Origin of the sequence: Sporosarcina sp. P13, assembly GCF_002743055.1 — a bacterium.
GTDB lineage: Bacteria > Bacillota > Bacilli > Bacillales_A > Planococcaceae > Sporosarcina.
Window position 1 is genome coordinate 78,627 of record NZ_PDYM01000006.1, and the last position, 16,791, is coordinate 95,417.

General features: G+C 42.4%; 13 protein-coding genes. 3 read left to right on the plus strand and 10 right to left on the minus strand.

Going from position 1 to position 16,791, the window contains the following annotated elements:
- Position 1: 1 nt before the first annotated feature.
- Positions 2–2,074, minus strand: a complete 2,073-nt coding sequence (locus CSV79_RS05215) for a beta-propeller domain-containing protein (protein WP_158232471.1) — start codon at positions 2,072–2,074, stop codon at positions 2–4.
- 172 nt (positions 2,075–2,246) lie between these two features.
- On the opposite strand from CSV79_RS05215, the gene CSV79_RS05220 reads away from it, so the two are divergent.
- Entirely contained in the window at positions 2,247–3,713 is a 1,467-nt protein-coding gene (locus tag CSV79_RS05220) for an MDR family MFS transporter (RefSeq protein ID WP_099687983.1), read from the plus strand.
- A 508-nt stretch (positions 3,714–4,221) separates the two neighbouring features.
- On the opposite strand, the gene CSV79_RS05230 is transcribed toward CSV79_RS05220, so the two are convergent.
- Positions 4,222–4,965: a hypothetical protein gene (locus CSV79_RS05230; RefSeq protein ID WP_233201373.1), complete on the minus strand. Its 744-nt coding sequence runs from the start codon at positions 4,963–4,965 to the stop codon at positions 4,222–4,224.
- A complete protein-coding gene (locus CSV79_RS05235; RefSeq protein ID WP_099687985.1) occupies positions 4,955–5,452 on the minus strand; it encodes an RNA polymerase sigma factor in 498 nt (165 codons plus the stop codon). The genes CSV79_RS05230 and CSV79_RS05235 overlap by 11 nt, the downstream gene beginning before the upstream one ends.
- 105 nt (positions 5,453–5,557) lie before the next feature.
- Here CSV79_RS05235 and CSV79_RS05240 point away from each other — a divergent pair, with 105 nt between their 5' ends.
- Positions 5,558–5,938, plus strand: a complete 381-nt coding sequence (locus CSV79_RS05240) for a hypothetical protein (protein ID WP_099687986.1) — start codon at positions 5,558–5,560, stop codon at positions 5,936–5,938.
- 341 nt (positions 5,939–6,279) lie between these two features.
- Here the strand turns inward: CSV79_RS05240 and CSV79_RS05250 are convergent, their stop codons facing one another.
- On the minus strand, positions 6,280–7,452 hold the full coding sequence (locus CSV79_RS05250) for an aminotransferase class I/II-fold pyridoxal phosphate-dependent enzyme (protein ID WP_099687988.1): 1,173 nt from the start codon (positions 7,450–7,452) through the stop codon (positions 6,280–6,282).
- A gap of 156 nt (positions 7,453–7,608) precedes the next feature.
- Between CSV79_RS05250 and CSV79_RS05255 the strand changes: the two genes are divergently transcribed.
- Positions 7,609–8,490, plus strand: coding sequence for an SDR family oxidoreductase (locus CSV79_RS05255; RefSeq protein ID WP_099687989.1), 882 nt, complete (start codon positions 7,609–7,611; stop codon positions 8,488–8,490).
- Positions 8,491–8,536: 46 nt separating this feature from the next.
- Here the strand turns inward: CSV79_RS05255 and CSV79_RS05260 are convergent, their stop codons facing one another.
- The 6 genes from CSV79_RS05260 to CSV79_RS05280 all read right to left on the minus strand — a co-directional run bounded on the left by CSV79_RS05260 (position 8,537) and on the right by CSV79_RS05280 (position 16,703).
- Positions 8,537–9,730, minus strand: a complete 1,194-nt coding sequence (locus CSV79_RS05260) for an acyl-CoA dehydrogenase family protein (protein WP_099687990.1) — start codon at positions 9,728–9,730, stop codon at positions 8,537–8,539.
- Between the two features lie 14 nt (positions 9,731–9,744).
- Entirely contained in the window at positions 9,745–10,893 is a 1,149-nt protein-coding gene (locus CSV79_RS05265; protein ID WP_099687991.1) for a saccharopine dehydrogenase family protein, read from the minus strand.
- Between the two features lie 24 nt (positions 10,894–10,917).
- Positions 10,918–12,393, minus strand: a complete 1,476-nt coding sequence (locus CSV79_RS05270) for an aldehyde dehydrogenase family protein (RefSeq protein WP_099687992.1) — start codon at positions 12,391–12,393, stop codon at positions 10,918–10,920.
- A gap of 195 nt (positions 12,394–12,588) precedes the next feature.
- The gene (locus CSV79_RS17265; RefSeq protein ID WP_255407416.1) at positions 12,589–12,714 is read right to left on the minus strand and encodes a hypothetical protein; all 126 of its coding nucleotides are present in this window, start codon (positions 12,712–12,714) and stop codon (positions 12,589–12,591) included.
- 554 nt (positions 12,715–13,268) lie between these two features.
- A complete protein-coding gene (locus CSV79_RS05275) occupies positions 13,269–15,119 on the minus strand; it encodes a hypothetical protein (protein ID WP_143560540.1) in 1,851 nt (616 codons plus the stop codon).
- A gap of 96 nt (positions 15,120–15,215) precedes the next feature.
- Complete coding sequence (locus tag CSV79_RS05280; protein ID WP_099687994.1) at positions 15,216–16,703, minus strand: DHA2 family efflux MFS transporter permease subunit; 1,488 nt, start codon at positions 16,701–16,703, stop codon at positions 15,216–15,218.
- Between the last annotated feature and the right edge of the window lie 88 nt (positions 16,704–16,791).

The window sequence follows — 16,791 nt, forward strand, 5'->3', positions numbered from 1 at the left end:
ATTACTTTTTCACTACATCCAACACACTGAATCCATCCAACGAGTAACTTTTCACTTCACCCGAGGCAATCGTGTACACGGCATCGCCACTATACAACAAACGCTGAACCTCTCTCTCCCAATCCATATAATCCTGCGTAATTGAATCAGTCAAATTCGCCTTCAGCGTAATGCCATTCTCTGCAGTAATTTCATAAATCATCGCACCCGCCTTTTCAAGATGCAGATAATTACCGTTCTTCCCTTCCTTGTAAACAGTAATCGGAAAGCCGAAGAGATTTCTTGCTGGATGAACAAACAACGCATGGTGATTATGTTGAACGGGTGAATATGTTCCTTGGCCGCCAATGATTTCTGATGCCGTTTCTTTTGGATTCGCGAAATCTGTAACATCAAACAGGGAAATCTTCATCCCCCGCGTCTGAATAATAGGTTCGCCTCCCTGTGGATTTTTCTTCGTAACAGTCTCGTAGCCGAAGCCTATTAAATGTCCATCGTCAAGCGGGTGCAAATAGTTACTGAAGCCTGGAATCTTCAACTCCCCTAACACTTTCGGGTTTCTAGGATCTCCAACATCCATTACAAACAGTGGATCCGTTTCGCGGAACGTCACCATATACGCTTTATCTCCAATGAAACGCGCAGAGTAGATTCGTTCATTGACCGCAAGATTTTCCACTGAACCGACTTGTTTCATTTGACTATCTAGAATGAATAAATGGTTTTTCGCAACATTCTTCTCATCCCATAGATTGCCTTCTGTTGTCACAACGCGGAAATAGCCATCGTGTTCATCCATGGAAAATTGATTTAAAATCGTTCCTTTTAGTTGGGCGGTTTGCTCGAAATTAATTGACGTACCGTTCAATGCGAATTTGAATACTTCACTATTTCCTGCCATATAGCCTCGCCCTTCATCATATTGCGTGGACGTTAAGTAGATGTTGTCCTTCGACATATACAATTGTTCACCGCTGCCGAGATAGGCTTTCGTCTGGACACTACCTTCTTCTGCCGAGTGAATATCGATCGCTGTAACGACCGAATAAGAAGGTTCCATCGCACCAGGCAGGATGTAGACTTTATCCAGCTCCATCGGTTGTGACGTCCGATTTATAGTAGAATCAAAAACTTTCGGCAAATATTGCTCCCTTTCAACTGGCATATCTGTTATCCAATACATCGGCTGGTTATTCGTAATCATATAGACGTATTGGTCAATTTTTCGTGTACCGATTACATAGCCTTCCGCCCCTGCTTCACGCAGTAGTTTCGGCTGCTTTCGGTCTGCAATATCATAGACACGAATAACGGATAATTCTTGCGTAGGCATGATTCGATTGGATGTCATCGCATCCAATGATTGTCGATTGCCAATGACCACCAGAATATCCTCATCTACATACAATTCTCTCGGATAAAAATTATCGCCAAAATCCGTCACACTGGCGTTCAGCAAATTCTTCTGATCGCGGATATCTACGATCACTAACTCCTCGTAATTCGTCATATCATAAATGAAATCGCCATCTGTTTTGACGACATCCGCTTCATCCACGCCTGCTACTTGCTGATTCGTTTCGGAATAATTGGAATTCCCTTGCGCCGATGCTTTATCTTCGGATGCAGACTCCATCACGACATCGTCTCTACTCATAAATGTATTTCGTTTCTTTACTTGTGCAAAATACTTTTCAATTTCCTTCACGGATGCGACTGGTTTAACCGATTCAATTACAGAAAATGAAACCGTCGAATCTGCCGCGCGCCGCCATCCGCCGAAGCTGTTCATTGGCAAATGCAATTGATATTCTCCGGGTGGTAACTCGCCTACTTTCAAAGTGTTTTTTTCATTTCCATACGTCATTTTTGTGGACACTCTTTGTTTCTGCTGATCCGTCACATAAAATTTCGATGCATCGATTGTAGCTGGTGTCGCAAAATACACTGTCAATGGCTGTCCCGCAAGTACGGATTTCGCAGACTTGACTCCTACTTTCGGCCAGAGTAAGAAGCTTGCTAGTACAAGCACCGCGACGATGCCGAAAACTAGAATTCCTCTATTTTTCTTCATACAATTCATCCTCTCCATAATTACTGTTATTGGAGTAGACTGAATTCTTTTAGTTTAGTTACAATGTTTGAAAAAAATGTGGTTTACCGTGTCAACAACGCACTTGAAACTTGCAATACGTAGGTAAGCAATTATAATTATAATTCACTTAATGGACGAAAGAGGTTTTTAAATGGAACAAAAGCAATACGAATACTTAGCGGACAATCCGAATGTCAAAGTTCTCCCTATCATGTTAACTCTAATCATTGGCGCTTTTTTCGCTATTTTGAATGAAACATTATTAAATATCGCGCTTATCACACTGATGGATGAGTTTTCGATTACATTACCCAGCGTGCAATGGATGGCGACTGGCTTCATGCTCGTCATGGCAGTTGTCATTCCAATTTCAGCCTTGTTACTCCAATGGTTCACGACCCGACAATTATTTATTGGAACGATGACCGTATTCACCATCGGAACGATCATTGCAGCGAGCGCGCCTTCGTTCGCTGTATTATTAACTGGCCGACTCTTTCAAGCTGTTGGAACCGGCTTACTTATGCCCATTATTTTCAACGTCTTCTTGCTCATTTACCCACCCGAACGACGCGGGAAAATCATGGGTCTTATCGGACTCGTTATTATGTTTGCGCCCGCGATCGGACCTACATTATCTGGAGTCATTGTTCACTATTTAGGATGGCGCTATTTATTCATCCTCGTTATTCCATTCTCGTTATTTTCCATCGCATTTAGTTATAAATACTTAGTCAATGTATCTGAAGTGACGAAACCTAAAATCGATTATGTATCATTGGTATTTTCAACAATCGGTTTCGGCTCGCTCGTCTACGGATTCAGTTCGGTTGGTGAAAGCGCGAATGGGTTTGCAAATCCTATGGTATTGCTATTCATCGGCACCGGCGTGATCGGTATTGTCCTTTTTGCAACTAGACAATTTAAATTAAAAGAGCCCGTCATGGATTTGCGCGTTTTCCGGTATCCGATGTTTACACACGCTGTTCTTATGTTTTTAATTATTATCATGGCGATGTTTGCTTCGGAAATTATTTTGCCGATTTATATGCAAGGTCCTCTCGCTCTCACTGCTGCGACAGCGGGACTGATTTTGTTACCGGGCAGTATTTTAAATGGTATTATGTCACCGTTTATGGGGCATTTATTCGATAAATTCGGGCCACGTGTACTGATGATTCCTTCAAGCATTGTGTTAAGTGCAACGATGTTTATGATGAGTCGATTAACAATTGATACGCCTATTTGGATGGTTGTTGTTAGTTATATTTTACTCATGTTGACGATTTCCGCGATTATGATGCCAGCAGAAACGAATGGACTAAACCAATTGCCTAAACGATTGTACCCACACGGAACGGCTGTTATGTCCACCCTACAACCTGTTGCTGGTGCGATTGGCGTTTCGATTTTCATTAGTATTATGAACGCGAGACAATTGCACTTCTTAGAAAAATCCACGACACCTACTGAATCTGCAACGGTTAATTTAGCATTAGTTGCAGGAGTAGAGCTTGTTTATTTCATTGCATTTGCGATGTCTATCGTTGCGGTTATTTTATCGTTTAGTGTGTATCGGGCGAAACCAACAGAGGATGTTACGGAGTCGCAAGTTTAACGTTTCTATCACAATATAATGACCACTTGGATAGTCATTTTTCATATTCATTGGATCCCCTCCTTACCAGATTGGACTGGATTCTTTTTATTTCGTTACAGTTTTTATGAAAAAACCTACTGAATTAATCAGTAGGTTTTTTCTCTCCCCATACATACCATGGTAATTTATAATCTATTTTACTGAATTTTCACTATTTTTATCCAACCTCCGTCTTTCTTTTGCACTTTATAATTTACATTTATACCGTCGGATTTTTGAAAAGTATATAACCCGTGTTATCTTTTAGAAAGGTAACAGGGTCAATGACATTTTTGTAGGGGATCTTTCTCTCAGGAAGCAATATGTTGGTTACTATTTCATCTGCAATAGTAACAAGGGATTTAAATTCATTATTTATTTCTGCTTGGTATTGCAATTGATTGTATTTGTAGGCAGCGTAAGACCCTAGATTCAAATTAAAAGACTGTTTTATATCTGAAAGTGTTTCTTTATCATCTTGATTTTGTTAATTAAGCCTCAATGAAATAGAATTTGATTCTTGAGTTACAACGATGTCTTGTTGTTCAGAATTTCCATCTGTATATTTTACATTTACTTTAATGATCATGTCATCACCTATTACTTCATTGCCGTCATGAGGAATGGCAAGAGCATATTTATGTTTTTCTTGTTCATTATAGTTAACTGTATAGGTACTCCCTACTTCCTTTATTCCTTGATATTTACCCGAACCAGGCTCAGTAGTAATGAAATTTATCTTTTCCGATCTTAACCATTCTTTGTCTACATACTCTTTAGAAGTAAATGTAACATCTTCAATAAACTTGCCTTCGCTTAACGTATAAGTGATTGATTCAATCTGTTCTCCAGTTATTTTTAGTCTAACATCTGTAAAAATTAAATTAGCTCCACTACCACTTATACTCAGTAGAGCACCTACTCTATCTTCAGTTGCTAATTCAATAGTAGCTTTTTCTGACGTAATAGCTGTATTAAACTGTTTCCCATCATCACTCAATGCATAAGCCGTGATTGCAAAATTTGCAACTTGGATCTCTCCATTCTTATTAAGATATGGCATGCCTATCATAATAGATAAAAGGATTCCAAATGCACATGCTACCGAAATCCATCTTATATAATTCACTTGAATCGATTTTTTCTTGCCAATATTCTTTTTTATACGATCTTCCATAGCTTTTGACATTTCAATAGAAGTAACGGCATCTTTGATCTTCTCAAAATCCATATTCATTCTCCTTTCGATATCTTTCTCGAAGAAGCTCTCTTCCCCGTTGTAACCGCTTTTTCACGGCTGACGTAGTAATGGTAAGGATTTTCGCTATTTCATCGACTTTATAGCCCTCCACATAATAAAGTAACAATACAACTTTATGTTTAGTTGGCAATCTCATTAAGTGATCGAGTAAATCATGATTTTTATCATTCTTGGAATATAGCTGTAAATCATTGATATCTATATGCTTACGAATAAAATTGTACCTTCTCATATTTTTGCAGCGATTTGTGGCAATCGTTATCAACCAAGCCTTCTCATGTTCTGGATCGTTAAATGTTGGAGATTTCGTTAGATAAGTAATAAAAGTATCTTGTACAGCATCCTCTGCATCTTTCTCATTACATAGAATAACAAGACAAATACTAAATAGCATATTGCCATATGTATCAACAATTCGCTTTGCGTCTAGTTCATCCGACCACGCTTGTTGCAACATTTCTCAACTCCTTTCACTACTAACACACTTGAAGATACCAAATGGTGACTTTTTTGTTTTAAAAAAACCATATCCTAATCAATATGTTTCACGTTCAATACAGTGATGGGGCAACAAATATTCGAAATTGCAATCAAATCAGGAAAATATCAGCACAACAACGACTTACATAAGTTATTTTCACATATTCAACAATTGCCTCCGTTTGGAGATTTAGTCAAGTTCTTGGAAGGTTTGGAGCAGTCGCCTAAAGGGATTGAAAAGCACGTTGCGGAAAAGGTAGCAAAATGGCTGACTAAAAAGACGGACTTAAAGGTGATTGCTGATGGAGATAATTTGATCGTTCCTTCGCTTGCGACATCTGGTACAGTAGATGTAGAAACTATGGACAGTGATATAATTGTAACAATGGGGGTTGGAGAATGTATCGTAGTTGGAAATATACAAAATCAGGTGCGTGGAAACGTCTATAATAACTGTCTATAACAACTAGACTAGGTGAGGATGATGAACATGAAAATAAAAAAGTTACCATTAAAATTCGGCATCTTTCTCTTGAGTATCTTTCAAGTCTATACAATTTTCACTAGGTGGGGGCAAGATACGCAAGGAACAATCATCGCTAGCGCAATTTTAGTAGGTTGTATACTATTGCTGATAGCAGACATGTTCTTTAAAAGCGATAACCCCAACAACCATTCAAAATAAGCGTATTCGAGGTGTCACTCTCGAATACGCTTGTTTTTTTATGTTTCACTACCTACCCATAGTAAAATCAAAAACCGCTAATTCACAAGTGAATTAGCGGTCCTTTTTTCGTCCATTACTTAAGCTTCTACTAACACTATTTTCGAAAGTTGCTTAATCGCCTGTTCAATCAATTCCACTTTCTGAACGAGCGCAAGTCGCACATAGCCTTCACCTGCTGTACCGAAAATACTTCCCGGCACCATGACGACGCCAACTTGTTTAATCGCTTCGAAGACAAATGCTTTATCGTCCATGTCAAATGGATACTTCGCCCAGACGAACATCCCGCCTTCTGACGGAGTCGTTTCCCATCCTAGTGATGCAAGTCCGTCCATCAATGCATGATGACGTTTCGAGAATTCTGCACGCAAGCGATCAGTAATTTCTTCCCCGTTATCAAGAGCTACGGCTGCGGCTTCTTGAATCGGACCGAATGTGCCGTAGTCAAGGTTCGACTTCAATTCTTTCAGCACTTTAATCATCTCTGCATTACCGACGAAGTATGCGATACGTGCGCCTGCTAGACTGAAACTCTTTGAAAGGGAATTGATTTCCATCCCGACTTCTTTTGCACCTGGTGTAGTTAGGAAACTCGCGGGACGATCACCTGTGAAGTAGTATTCGGAATACGCCGCGTCGTGCAGTACGATGATTTCGTATTTTTTTGCGAACGCTACGACTTCTTTGAAGAATTCTTCATTTGGCATGGCAGGCACTGGATTGCCCGGCAAGTTCAAAATGAGTAGCTTCGTATTTTCCGCCACTTCTTCTGGTACTTCATTCAAATTAGGTAAGAAGCCGTTTTCTGCAAGCAACGGCATATAGTAAGGAACTGCGCCTGCTAATTTGATCCCAGCATCGTATGCAACGTATGCCGGGTTTGTTGTTAGTACATAGTCCCCTGGATCACAAAATGCTAGCGGTAAATGGACGAGTCCTTCCTGCGAACCCATCGTCTGTAAAACTTCTGTTTGTGGATCGATGATAACTCCTGTGCGTCGTTTATAGTAATTCGCGACAGCTTCATGGAATCGATTCGTCCCTCCGAGTGTGTAGCCGTAAGAAGAGGCCAGCGCGCTTTGTTCAGACAGCGCTTGACGCACACGCTCGTCTGGCGGCAGATCCGGGCTACCTAAGCTTAAGTCGATGACGTTAGCTCCAGTTGCGCGCTTTTCCGATGCAGCTGCTTTTAGGTCACCGAAAATAGCGGGTGTGAAGATGGACATTTTTTTGGACGGTTCAAATTTCATGAAGATGCACTCCTTAGCTGTTATAGAATAGTTTATCTACTTAGTATAACACGCAAAATCGCATCTTGGAAAAAACTTTAGCAATAATCTGTGGATGTTTGTCTTATGAAAATCTGGGAATACTTTTGATGACCAACTTTATAAAGGAGGATACATGTGACTAACGATAAATTTGAAAAGATTGATAATCAAGTACCCGGTCAGACGCAAGCTGAACAACCAGGCGTGGAAGAAGACATGCATCCAGCTCCGATTTATGATGATCCTAATCGTAAAGGTGCAGATAAACTAAAAGGTAAAACTGCATTGATTACGGGTGGAGATAGTGGTATCGGCAGAGCTGTCGCCGTTGCATTCGCAAAAGAGGGAGCAAATGTCGCGATCGCCTATTTAGCAGACCAGGAAGATGAAGATGCCGATAAAACGCTTGAATTGATTGAACACTACGGCGGTAAGGCGATGAAATATCAGACGGACATTAGCATAGAAGATAACTGCGAACAGCTGATTCATCAAGTGATTGTGGATTTTGGCGAACTTAATATACTTGTCAATAATGCCGGCAAACAGTTTCCACAAGAGTCGATTGAGAACATTACAGCAAATCAGCTTAAAGAAACGTTTGAAACCAATTTCTTTGGGCTCTTCTATCTCTCAAAAATTGCAGTCTCACATATGAAGAAAGGCGATTGCATTATCAATACTTCTTCAATCACAGCATATAACGGCTCGAAGGACTTGCTTGATTACTCCGCAACGAAAGGCGCTATCACAAGTTTCACCCGGTCACTAGCTCTGAACTTGAGCGATAAAGGGATTCGAGTGAACGCTGTGGCACCAGGTCCGATTTGGACACCACTCATTCCAGCAACATTTGATGCAAAAAAAGTTGCTGAACACGGATCTGATACACCGATGAAACGTCGTGGGCAACCTGTAGAAAATGCGCCCGCTTATGTATTCCTCGCTTCACAAGATGCTAGTTATATGACCGGACAAACGATTCATGTAAATGGGGGCGATTATGTCGGTTCGTAAATTATGATAAAACAAGCATAGTCTAAAAAACTATGCTTGTTTCAATTCATTCCTCAAAAGGCCAAGTAGGCAACATGCGATTGAGCTTTTTATCGCTTCGTTCGCCTAGCACATATTCCGCCTGCATGATCGTGTGAATTTCTCTAGTACCCTCGTAAATTACAGGTGCTTTGGAGTTTCGTAAATAGCGCGCGACGGGAAAGTCGTCTGAGTAGCCGTATGCGCCGTGAATTTGCATCGCGTCGTCTGCTGCTTGGTTAGCAAAATCACAAGCTTGCCACTTCGCTAGTGACGTTTCACGCGTGTTGCGGATTCCTTTGTTTTTCAACTCACCCGCACGATAGACGAGAAGTTGACTCATTTGATAGCCCGCTTCCATCTTCGCAAGCATCTGCTGTACCAATTGATGTTCTCCAATTTTCTTACCGAATGTCTCGCGTGTTTTCGCGTACTCAATACTCGCCTCAAGGCAAGCATTTAACAGACCAACCGCACCCGCCGCCACTGTAAATCGACCGTTATCGAGCGCCGCCATGGCAATCTTGAAACCTTCACCTTCTTCACCAACTAAGTTAGCTGCTGGCACACGAACGTCTTCGAAAAACAGTTCACCCGTATTACCTGAACGAATGCCATACTTGCCTTTAATCGCTTTCGATGAAAAGCCAGGCATCGTTCGTTCTACAATGAATGCGCTAATGCCATGATGTTTTTTTGATTTATCGGTATACGCGAAGACAAGGAAATGATCTGCTGAATCACAAAGCGAAATCCACGTTTTCTGCCCATTGATTACATACTCATCACCATCACGCACAGCAGTCGTCTGAATCGCTGACACATCCGATCCAGCACCGGGTTCCGTTAATCCGAAGGCACCAACTTTTTCGCCTTTCGCTTGCGGAACTAAGTATTTCTGTTTTTGTTCTTCCGTCCCCCACTGCATGAGCGTCATACAATTCAGTCCAATATGCACCGAAACCGCTGTACGGAATGCAGTATCTCCACGCTCTAATTCTTCGCATAAAATAGCCAATGAATTATAATCCATGCCACTGCCGCCATACTTTTCAGGTACACAAACCCCCATGAAACCAAGATCCGCAAGCTTTTTCCAAAGCGCAGGATCAAAGCTACCTTGCGAATCCCATTTCGCTATATGCGGCATAATTTCCGCATCAACAAATTGTCTAGCTGTTTTGCGTAACATGTTTTGTTCAGCTGTAAATGTAAAGTCCATCTCCGTTTCCCCCTTTACGATGACTGCTCTTCAATTATTACACCGCGTTTTTTCATTTCTTCAATATAGAGATTTCCAGGCACAATTTGTTCGGGTGGATACGCGCCTCTTTTTGTGATGACGCCGTTACCAATCATCTGTGCCACAACGGAAATCGTATTAGCCGTCGCAAGTGCCATTGCGGTTTCATTCGTCGATTGGTCTTTTTCAGTAATCATATTGAACGTCACCGTTTTCGACTGCCCCTCCTTCGTTCCACTAACGATGACACGTAATAATACTGCGTCCGACTTGTCGCCAAGACGTAATTGGGGTGTCAAATGTTCTAGCATAACATCACGCACGCGCAGTGGTTTGCCATCTACTTGGATTACTGATTCTCTCGACAACAAACCGAGATCAACTAATAACTTCATCTTTTCTGCATGCCCAGGATAACGAATCGTCTTATATTCTAGCGTCTCAATCATAGGGAATGATTCTAGCAACGTTGAAGTTCCACCTGATGTATGGAAGGCTTCCATCGTGCCATAACCAGTAAACTCAAGTGACTCTACTTCAGATAGTGAAGGCAATTCGACCACATGTCCTTGACGAATGACGCGAGAAGTATCTGTGTAATGATCAAATAATCCTTCCAATGAAAAGACGACATTGTAATTGAGTGGTGGCTCAGGTTTTACAGGTACGCCCCCGACGTAGAGCTTGATCTCGCTCGTTTCATCAAGTGTCGAAGCCCCATAACCCGCTAAAATATTGATCATACCTGGTGCCACACCTAGATCCGGAATGAGCGTTACACCTTTAGCAACCGCTTGTTCATGCAATGCCAAGACTTTATCCGTTGCGCCACCGATATGTCCACCTAAATCGACAACATGTACACCGCGTTCGACTGCACAGCGAGCAACTTTTTCATTGAACGTATAAAATAGTGCATTGACGACGATATCTCCAAGTCCAATGACGTCGCTCAACTGCACGTCGTTTCTGGCATCTAGTAAGAGAATATCGAGTTTATCGGACATTAGTTGCTCCGCAAAATCTTCCGCCTGCCGAATGGCTCGGTCCGCCAAATAAACTTTTTTCACTTCATCGTGCTTCACTAAATCTCGAACTACTTCTTTTCCCATTAATCCGGCACCTAATACGACAACTTTCATCTGCCCATCCCTTCTTCCTGTAGTTCATTCCGTATCAATTTGTGCACGTTGCAATTTACCACTGTAATCAATATATATGCTCTTCCATTCCGTAAAGACATCAAGCGCTGCAACACCCGAATCCCGATGACCATTACCCGTTCCTTTCGTCCCACCGAACGGTAAATGAATTTCTGCGCCTGTCGTTCCTGCGTTAATATAGACGATTCCTGTATCCAAATCGCGTTGTGCACGGAACACTTTATTAACATCTTGCGAGAAAATCGAACTCGACAAGCCGTACTTTACGCTATTATTCACTTCGATCGCTTCATCAAGGCTGCCGACTGTAATGAGCGAAACGACTGGACCAAAAATTTCTTCTTGTGCGAGGCGACTATCCCATGCCACATCTACGAATAACGTCGGCTCGAAATAATGACCATTCGCAAAGTCTCCTTCATTTAAAACACTTCCACCTGCCACTAGCTTCGCACCTTCTTGCTTACCTATTTCAATATAGCTCTCTATTTTCTCAAGTGCTTTCGCGTTAATAACAGGACCGACTTTTACCGATTCATCCAGCCCGTCACCCATCGTCAATTCTTTCATACTTTCAATTAGTCGCGCTTGCAGTCGCTCCTTGACCGCTTCATGAACAATTACCCGGCTACATGCCGTACAGCGCTGCCCAGCCGTTCCGAACGCACTCCATAAAATACCTTCAACTGCTAACTCAAGATCTGCATCATCCATGACAATGACCGCATTTTTACCGCCCATTTCCAATGAAACCTTCTTCAAATGGCGACCACCAAGCTCCGCCACATGACGACCTGTTTCCGTTGACCCGGTAAATGAAATGACCCGTACATCCGGATGTTCAATCAACGCTGTTCCAACATCAGCACCCGACCCAAAGACGATATTCGCTACACCATGCGGCAAGCATGCCTCTTCAAAGATCAATGCCATTTCATACGCCATTAACGGAGTTTCCGTTGCCGGTTTCCAAATGAACGTATTACCCGCCACAATGGCCGGGAACGATTTCCACGTCGCAATCGCAATCGGGAAGTTCCAAGGTGTGATCAAGCCAACGACGCCAATAGGAGCACGTACGCTCATTGCGAATTTGTCTTGTAGTTCAGACGGTACCGTTTCGCCAAATAGCCGACGCCCTTCTCCCGCCATATAAAAGGCCATGTCAATTCCTTCCTGTACTTCGCCACGAGCTTCTTCTATTACTTTACCCATTTCTTTCGTCAGTACTTGCGCGAGATGTTCTTTTTTTTCTTTCATCAGTCGGCCAATTTCATATAAGTAGTCCGCACGTTTCGGTGCCGGTACAAGCGCCCATTGCTTCTGCGCCTTCTTCGCAGCTGCCACCGCTTGCTTAACGTCTTCTTCTGTAGAAAGCGGTACTTGCGCTAGCACTTCTCCGTTCGCTGGATTAACCACAGCTCCATAGTTCGCCGCCTCTTTTTGCCATGTTCCATCGATGTAGTTAGTAAGTTTCATCCGTCTTGCCCCTTTCCATTTACAGTTTTCTCGTAATTGCCCTTATTAGAATTATTCGACAATATATCATCCTATTCCTTCATTACGAGACTTATTCTGGATTTTCCACAAGTCTAGTTGTAAAAGTATTCTTCATTGTACTCACTTCAACGCTGGTGAAGTAGGCCTGTTTAATAGGGGGATCTGGGGAGAGAGTTAGTAATTTCTAGACAATTCAATACACTTCTGTATGTGGAGAAGTAATTCATCATTGTACCCACTGCGGCGCTGGCGGATGGCTCCCGCAATGAGCCAGACAGGAAGACCGCCTATCTGTCTCATCGCTCCGCCTACCGCTTGTAAGGCGCCTTCGTTTGGTGAGGGGGAGTAAGTAGCATAGCTCTTTGAAGTTAGTAAGGGACTCAGTAATTTCTAGACACTTCTATCCGCTTCTGAATTTTGTTAAGTAATCATCACTGTACCCACTTCGGCGCTGGCGGATGGCTCCCGCAATGAGCCAGACAGGAAGACCGCCTATCTGTCTCATTGCTACGCCTACCGCTTGTAAGGCGCCTTCGTTTAGTGAAGAGAAGTATGTAACATAGTACTTTAAAGTTTAAAAGTGAATGTTACTATGTATCAAAGACTACTAAAAATACACTGTACTCAATAGCGTAGGCACAACTGCGGGGTCGGCCGAAACAAAGAGACGGCTAGCGTGAACTTTCGCTAGCTGGCTCTTTGTGGGAGGCAATCCCCCACGTGCCGAAGCGATGATAGAAAGCTGATCTGCACTAACTTCAGAACCGTAAAAAAGTCGAGCAACGACCCACCACAACAAAAAAACACCACAACCAGTCGTATAAACGACCAGCCGTGATGGTTATTAACGTAACTTACAGCATAAACCAAATATAATGCGCCTCATCCGGAGTACCCGGCTTAACCGAAGCACTCTTCGGGAAAGGAGCCTTCTCAGCACCCGCATGAATCAACGCACCCACATACGGATTCAACCGCTCCGCCTTCTTGAAAAACTCCGCACTGTGTTCAGATTCCCCTTGCGTCTTGTCCATCTCAATCAACCACGCCAAATAATGATACGCTGCATCCTCTTGCGAAATCTCTGCACACGCCTCATGCACTCGCTCCGCCTGTTCAATTTCGTCCTGATAAATCAACGACGCAATCGCCAAATAGCGAACCCCTTGATGATCATGAAGATCCAACGTCAACAAACGCATGAACAATTCACTCGACTCTGTATAACGCTCATTGCTATAAAGCCACACACCATAACTTAATAAACTGCGTAAATACGGACGGTTCGGCGCGAAAGCCCAAGCATCTTCCGCTTGATTATTGAACTGCTTTTCACCTGAGAAAATTGCTTGCTTGAACAGCTTTTCTTTTTCTTCTAGCGCCTCTGTAAATTCTGCTTGTAACAACAACGCATCCACATTCGTCGGATCTGCACCAAATGCTTGCAGCGCAAAGTCATGACGTTGCTCAACAGTCTCCGCATTATATGCCATATAACAAAGCATCTGCGCTTCTTGTTGTTGATTTTCCGGCTCAAATGGTTTTTGAATCGCTTGCTGAATGAATGCTTGCGCTTCTTCTAGCGTCTCGAAATTGTTTTTCAACGACAGCATATGCACTTGCCAATTCGTTTGCTCCGTTGGACGTGGATCCGTTCCAACATAATACGCAACACCTGAATTTCCTTCATTCATCATTTGTTCTAAATCATCGACCTTACCTTTCAACGCATCGGTATGTTTTCTATAAGAAGACACCGACACACCAAACATCTTACCGACTTCCGTTTGCGTATACGTATTCGGCATCATCTCTAGATCCACAGCTAGTTGGAACGCAGCGGCCGCTAATACTTCAGGCTTACGGAACTTCGGCTGTTCATCTGTAAAGTAATACGCCATCAATGAAAGCAACATTTCATATGCGCCCGGATACAGTTCTTCACTCTCTAATTTCGCATCTACTATTTCAACTACTTCACGTTGAAGCGGCGTAAAGTTTTGTTCCACAACATCAGTCAATGTCTGTGCATCTAATTTACAAATAAATTCATAAATGTCCACGAGATGGTTTTTGAAGAATTCAAAACTATTATTTTCGTCAGCTGTTTCAGCAAGTTTCTGTACCTGTGAAACTAACTCTTTGCTCATATGTTCATTGACAGCTATTGCAGAGATCGGCATGACATGGCGTTCATCATTGCGCAATTCCTCAAGCACAATCGCAAGCACAGCCTTTACGTCACTCGGCTCCCCCGGCTCTTTGGCCAACAAATACTCGCCTTCTCCAAGAATTTCTTTCATATGGTACACTTGCTCATCTGCGGAAACGACTTCAGCAAATGTAATGAATGAATTTTGCCAGCTTTTTAGTATATTGCGTACCGCTTTATTTTGCGTGCGATTCAACGCTTTTACGAGATGACGACGCCACAAATCTTTTCGGACTATGAAGAAATAATAATCACTAACATTCGTCACTAACTCTTCTTCCTGCATCCAGTCGCCTAGACGTGCAGCCCACTCCTTCAATAAAACCTCCAACGCCCGCACTTCTGCAGGTGCCAATGACGTTTCATAATAACTGTTCAGCACACTTCTCAGTTCTATTTGAATTTGATTAGTGCCCGGCTCGCTCGTTTTCCCACAACATTCCTGAACAATTTTCCCACTTTCGCATGGGCATTTTTCATTATTCCCCATCACATCGAACACAACCTTTTCTTTTTACTATAACACAAAAAAAAGAAGCTCAGCATGCCAAGAGGCACACAGAGCTTCCCATTCCAGTTTTCGGAATTTTCAATCTTCATTTTTTACTGGAGTAAATGTAGGTGGCACGACACGTTTAATAAACAATGAAAGGACTAACGCACCTACTGTAATGAGTGTGGAGATGAAAAATGCGTGATTGACACCATCAAGCATCGCCATACGCTTAATTTCTTCTGTCATCGATGTAATATCGACACCAGAAGCAGCCAACTCATTCGCTTGCGCGGCAGCTGACTTTTCAAGACGATTCGTCATGATTGTCAGCAAGAGCGCGGAACCAATTGCACCGGACACTTGTTGCAACGTATTGTTCATTGCAGTACCGTGCGGATTAGATTTCATCGGCAATGAATTCATCCCATTCGTCATGATCGGCATGGTAACCATGGATAAACCGAACATCCGGATCGTATAAATCATCATCAAATAATAATAACCCGTATCGATTTCCAAACGGCTCAGATAAAAGGTTGACACTGCGGTTATTGTCAACCCAGTGTAAGCAAGCGCGCGTGGTCCATATTTATCGAACAATTTACCCGTAATCGGCGACATAACTCCCATAATAATTGCACCCGGTAACAACAGAAGCCCTGCATGCAACGGTGAAATACCGCGAACACTTTGTACGTACAGCGGTGTTAAAATCATACCCGAAAACATCGCAATAGAAAGTACAATCGAAATAGCGGATGCTAATGCGAACATCGGGTGCTTATAAATTTTGAAATCGAGCATCGGTTCTTTCATATTCAACTGCTTCACTACGAAAATAATAAGCGCTAACGTCCCGATAGCAATCGTGCTGTATACTTCTATCGCTCCCCAGCCCTTTTCACCAGCGGTACTAAAGCCATACAATAGCCCACCAAAACCGATACTAGATAGCACAAGTGATAAGAAATCTAATTTCACATCACGATTCGGTGTGATATTCTTCATTTTGAAAATCGCAATGACAATCGTCAATAAAGAAATTGGCAAGACAATCACAAACAGCATATGCCATGAATAATGCTCAACTACCCAACCGGACAACGTCGGTCCAATAGCAGGTGCAGTGAACATAACTAAACCAAACATACCAAGCGCTGTCCCACGTTTCTCAATCGGAAACGCTGTTAACATAACATTCATCAGCAACGGCATCATCAATGCAGATCCACATGCTTGAATCATGCGGGATACAATTAATAGATTAAACGTCGGTGCAATAATCGCTAGGAATGTACCTAGTGAAAACAAGATCATCGCTGTTAAGAAGATCTTTTTATTCGTAAACTTTTGTATGAAAAATGCACTCGCAGGAATCAAAATACCGTTGACAAGCATAAATCCAGTCGTCAGCCACTGAACATCTGACGGACGAATCGCAAACTCCTCCATGATGACTGGCAGTGCAATATTAAGTAATGTGTTGTTAAGAATGGCAACAAAGGCCCCGATGAATAAAATCGCAATGACCCCATAAGGAGGGTTTTCATGCAATTTCTTAATATCTAATGATTCTTCCATAGTATCCTCCTCTGTGTACTTATAAAGTATATCAGAATTTAATTTTATACCTACAGTCCAACTATTTCAACTACATAAGCTCAATCGC

Bases quoted from the DNA above. Each gene is read 5' to 3' on its own strand.
- CSV79_RS05215 (WP_158232471.1), bottom strand. From the start codon at position 2,074: ATGAAGAAAAATAGAGGAATTCTAGTTTTCGGCATCGTCGCGGTGCTT.
- CSV79_RS05220 (WP_099687983.1), top strand. From the start codon at position 2,247: ATGGAACAAAAGCAATACGAATACTTAGCGGACAATCCGAATGTCAAA.
- CSV79_RS05230 (WP_233201373.1), bottom strand. From the start codon at position 4,965: ATGGATTTTGAGAAGATCAAAGATGCCGTTACTTCTATTGAAATGTCA.
- CSV79_RS05235 (WP_099687985.1), bottom strand. From the start codon at position 5,452: ATGTTGCAACAAGCGTGGTCGGATGAACTAGACGCAAAGCGAATTGTT.
- CSV79_RS05240 (WP_099687986.1), top strand. From the start codon at position 5,558: ATGGGGCAACAAATATTCGAAATTGCAATCAAATCAGGAAAATATCAG.
- CSV79_RS05250 (WP_099687988.1), bottom strand. From the start codon at position 7,452: ATGAAATTTGAACCGTCCAAAAAAATGTCCATCTTCACACCCGCTATT.
- CSV79_RS05260 (WP_099687990.1), bottom strand. From the start codon at position 9,730: ATGGACTTTACATTTACAGCTGAACAAAACATGTTACGCAAAACAGCT.
- CSV79_RS05265 (WP_099687991.1), bottom strand. From the start codon at position 10,893: ATGAAAGTTGTCGTATTAGGTGCCGGATTAATGGGAAAAGAAGTAGTT.
- CSV79_RS05270 (WP_099687992.1), bottom strand. From the start codon at position 12,393: ATGAAACTTACTAACTACATCGATGGAACATGGCAAAAAGAGGCGGCG.
- CSV79_RS17265 (WP_255407416.1), bottom strand. From the start codon at position 12,714: ATGAGACAGATAGGCGGTCTTCCTGTCTGGCTCATTGCGGGAGCCATC.
- CSV79_RS05280 (WP_099687994.1), bottom strand. From the start codon at position 16,703: ATGGAAGAATCATTAGATATTAAGAAATTGCATGAAAACCCTCCTTAT.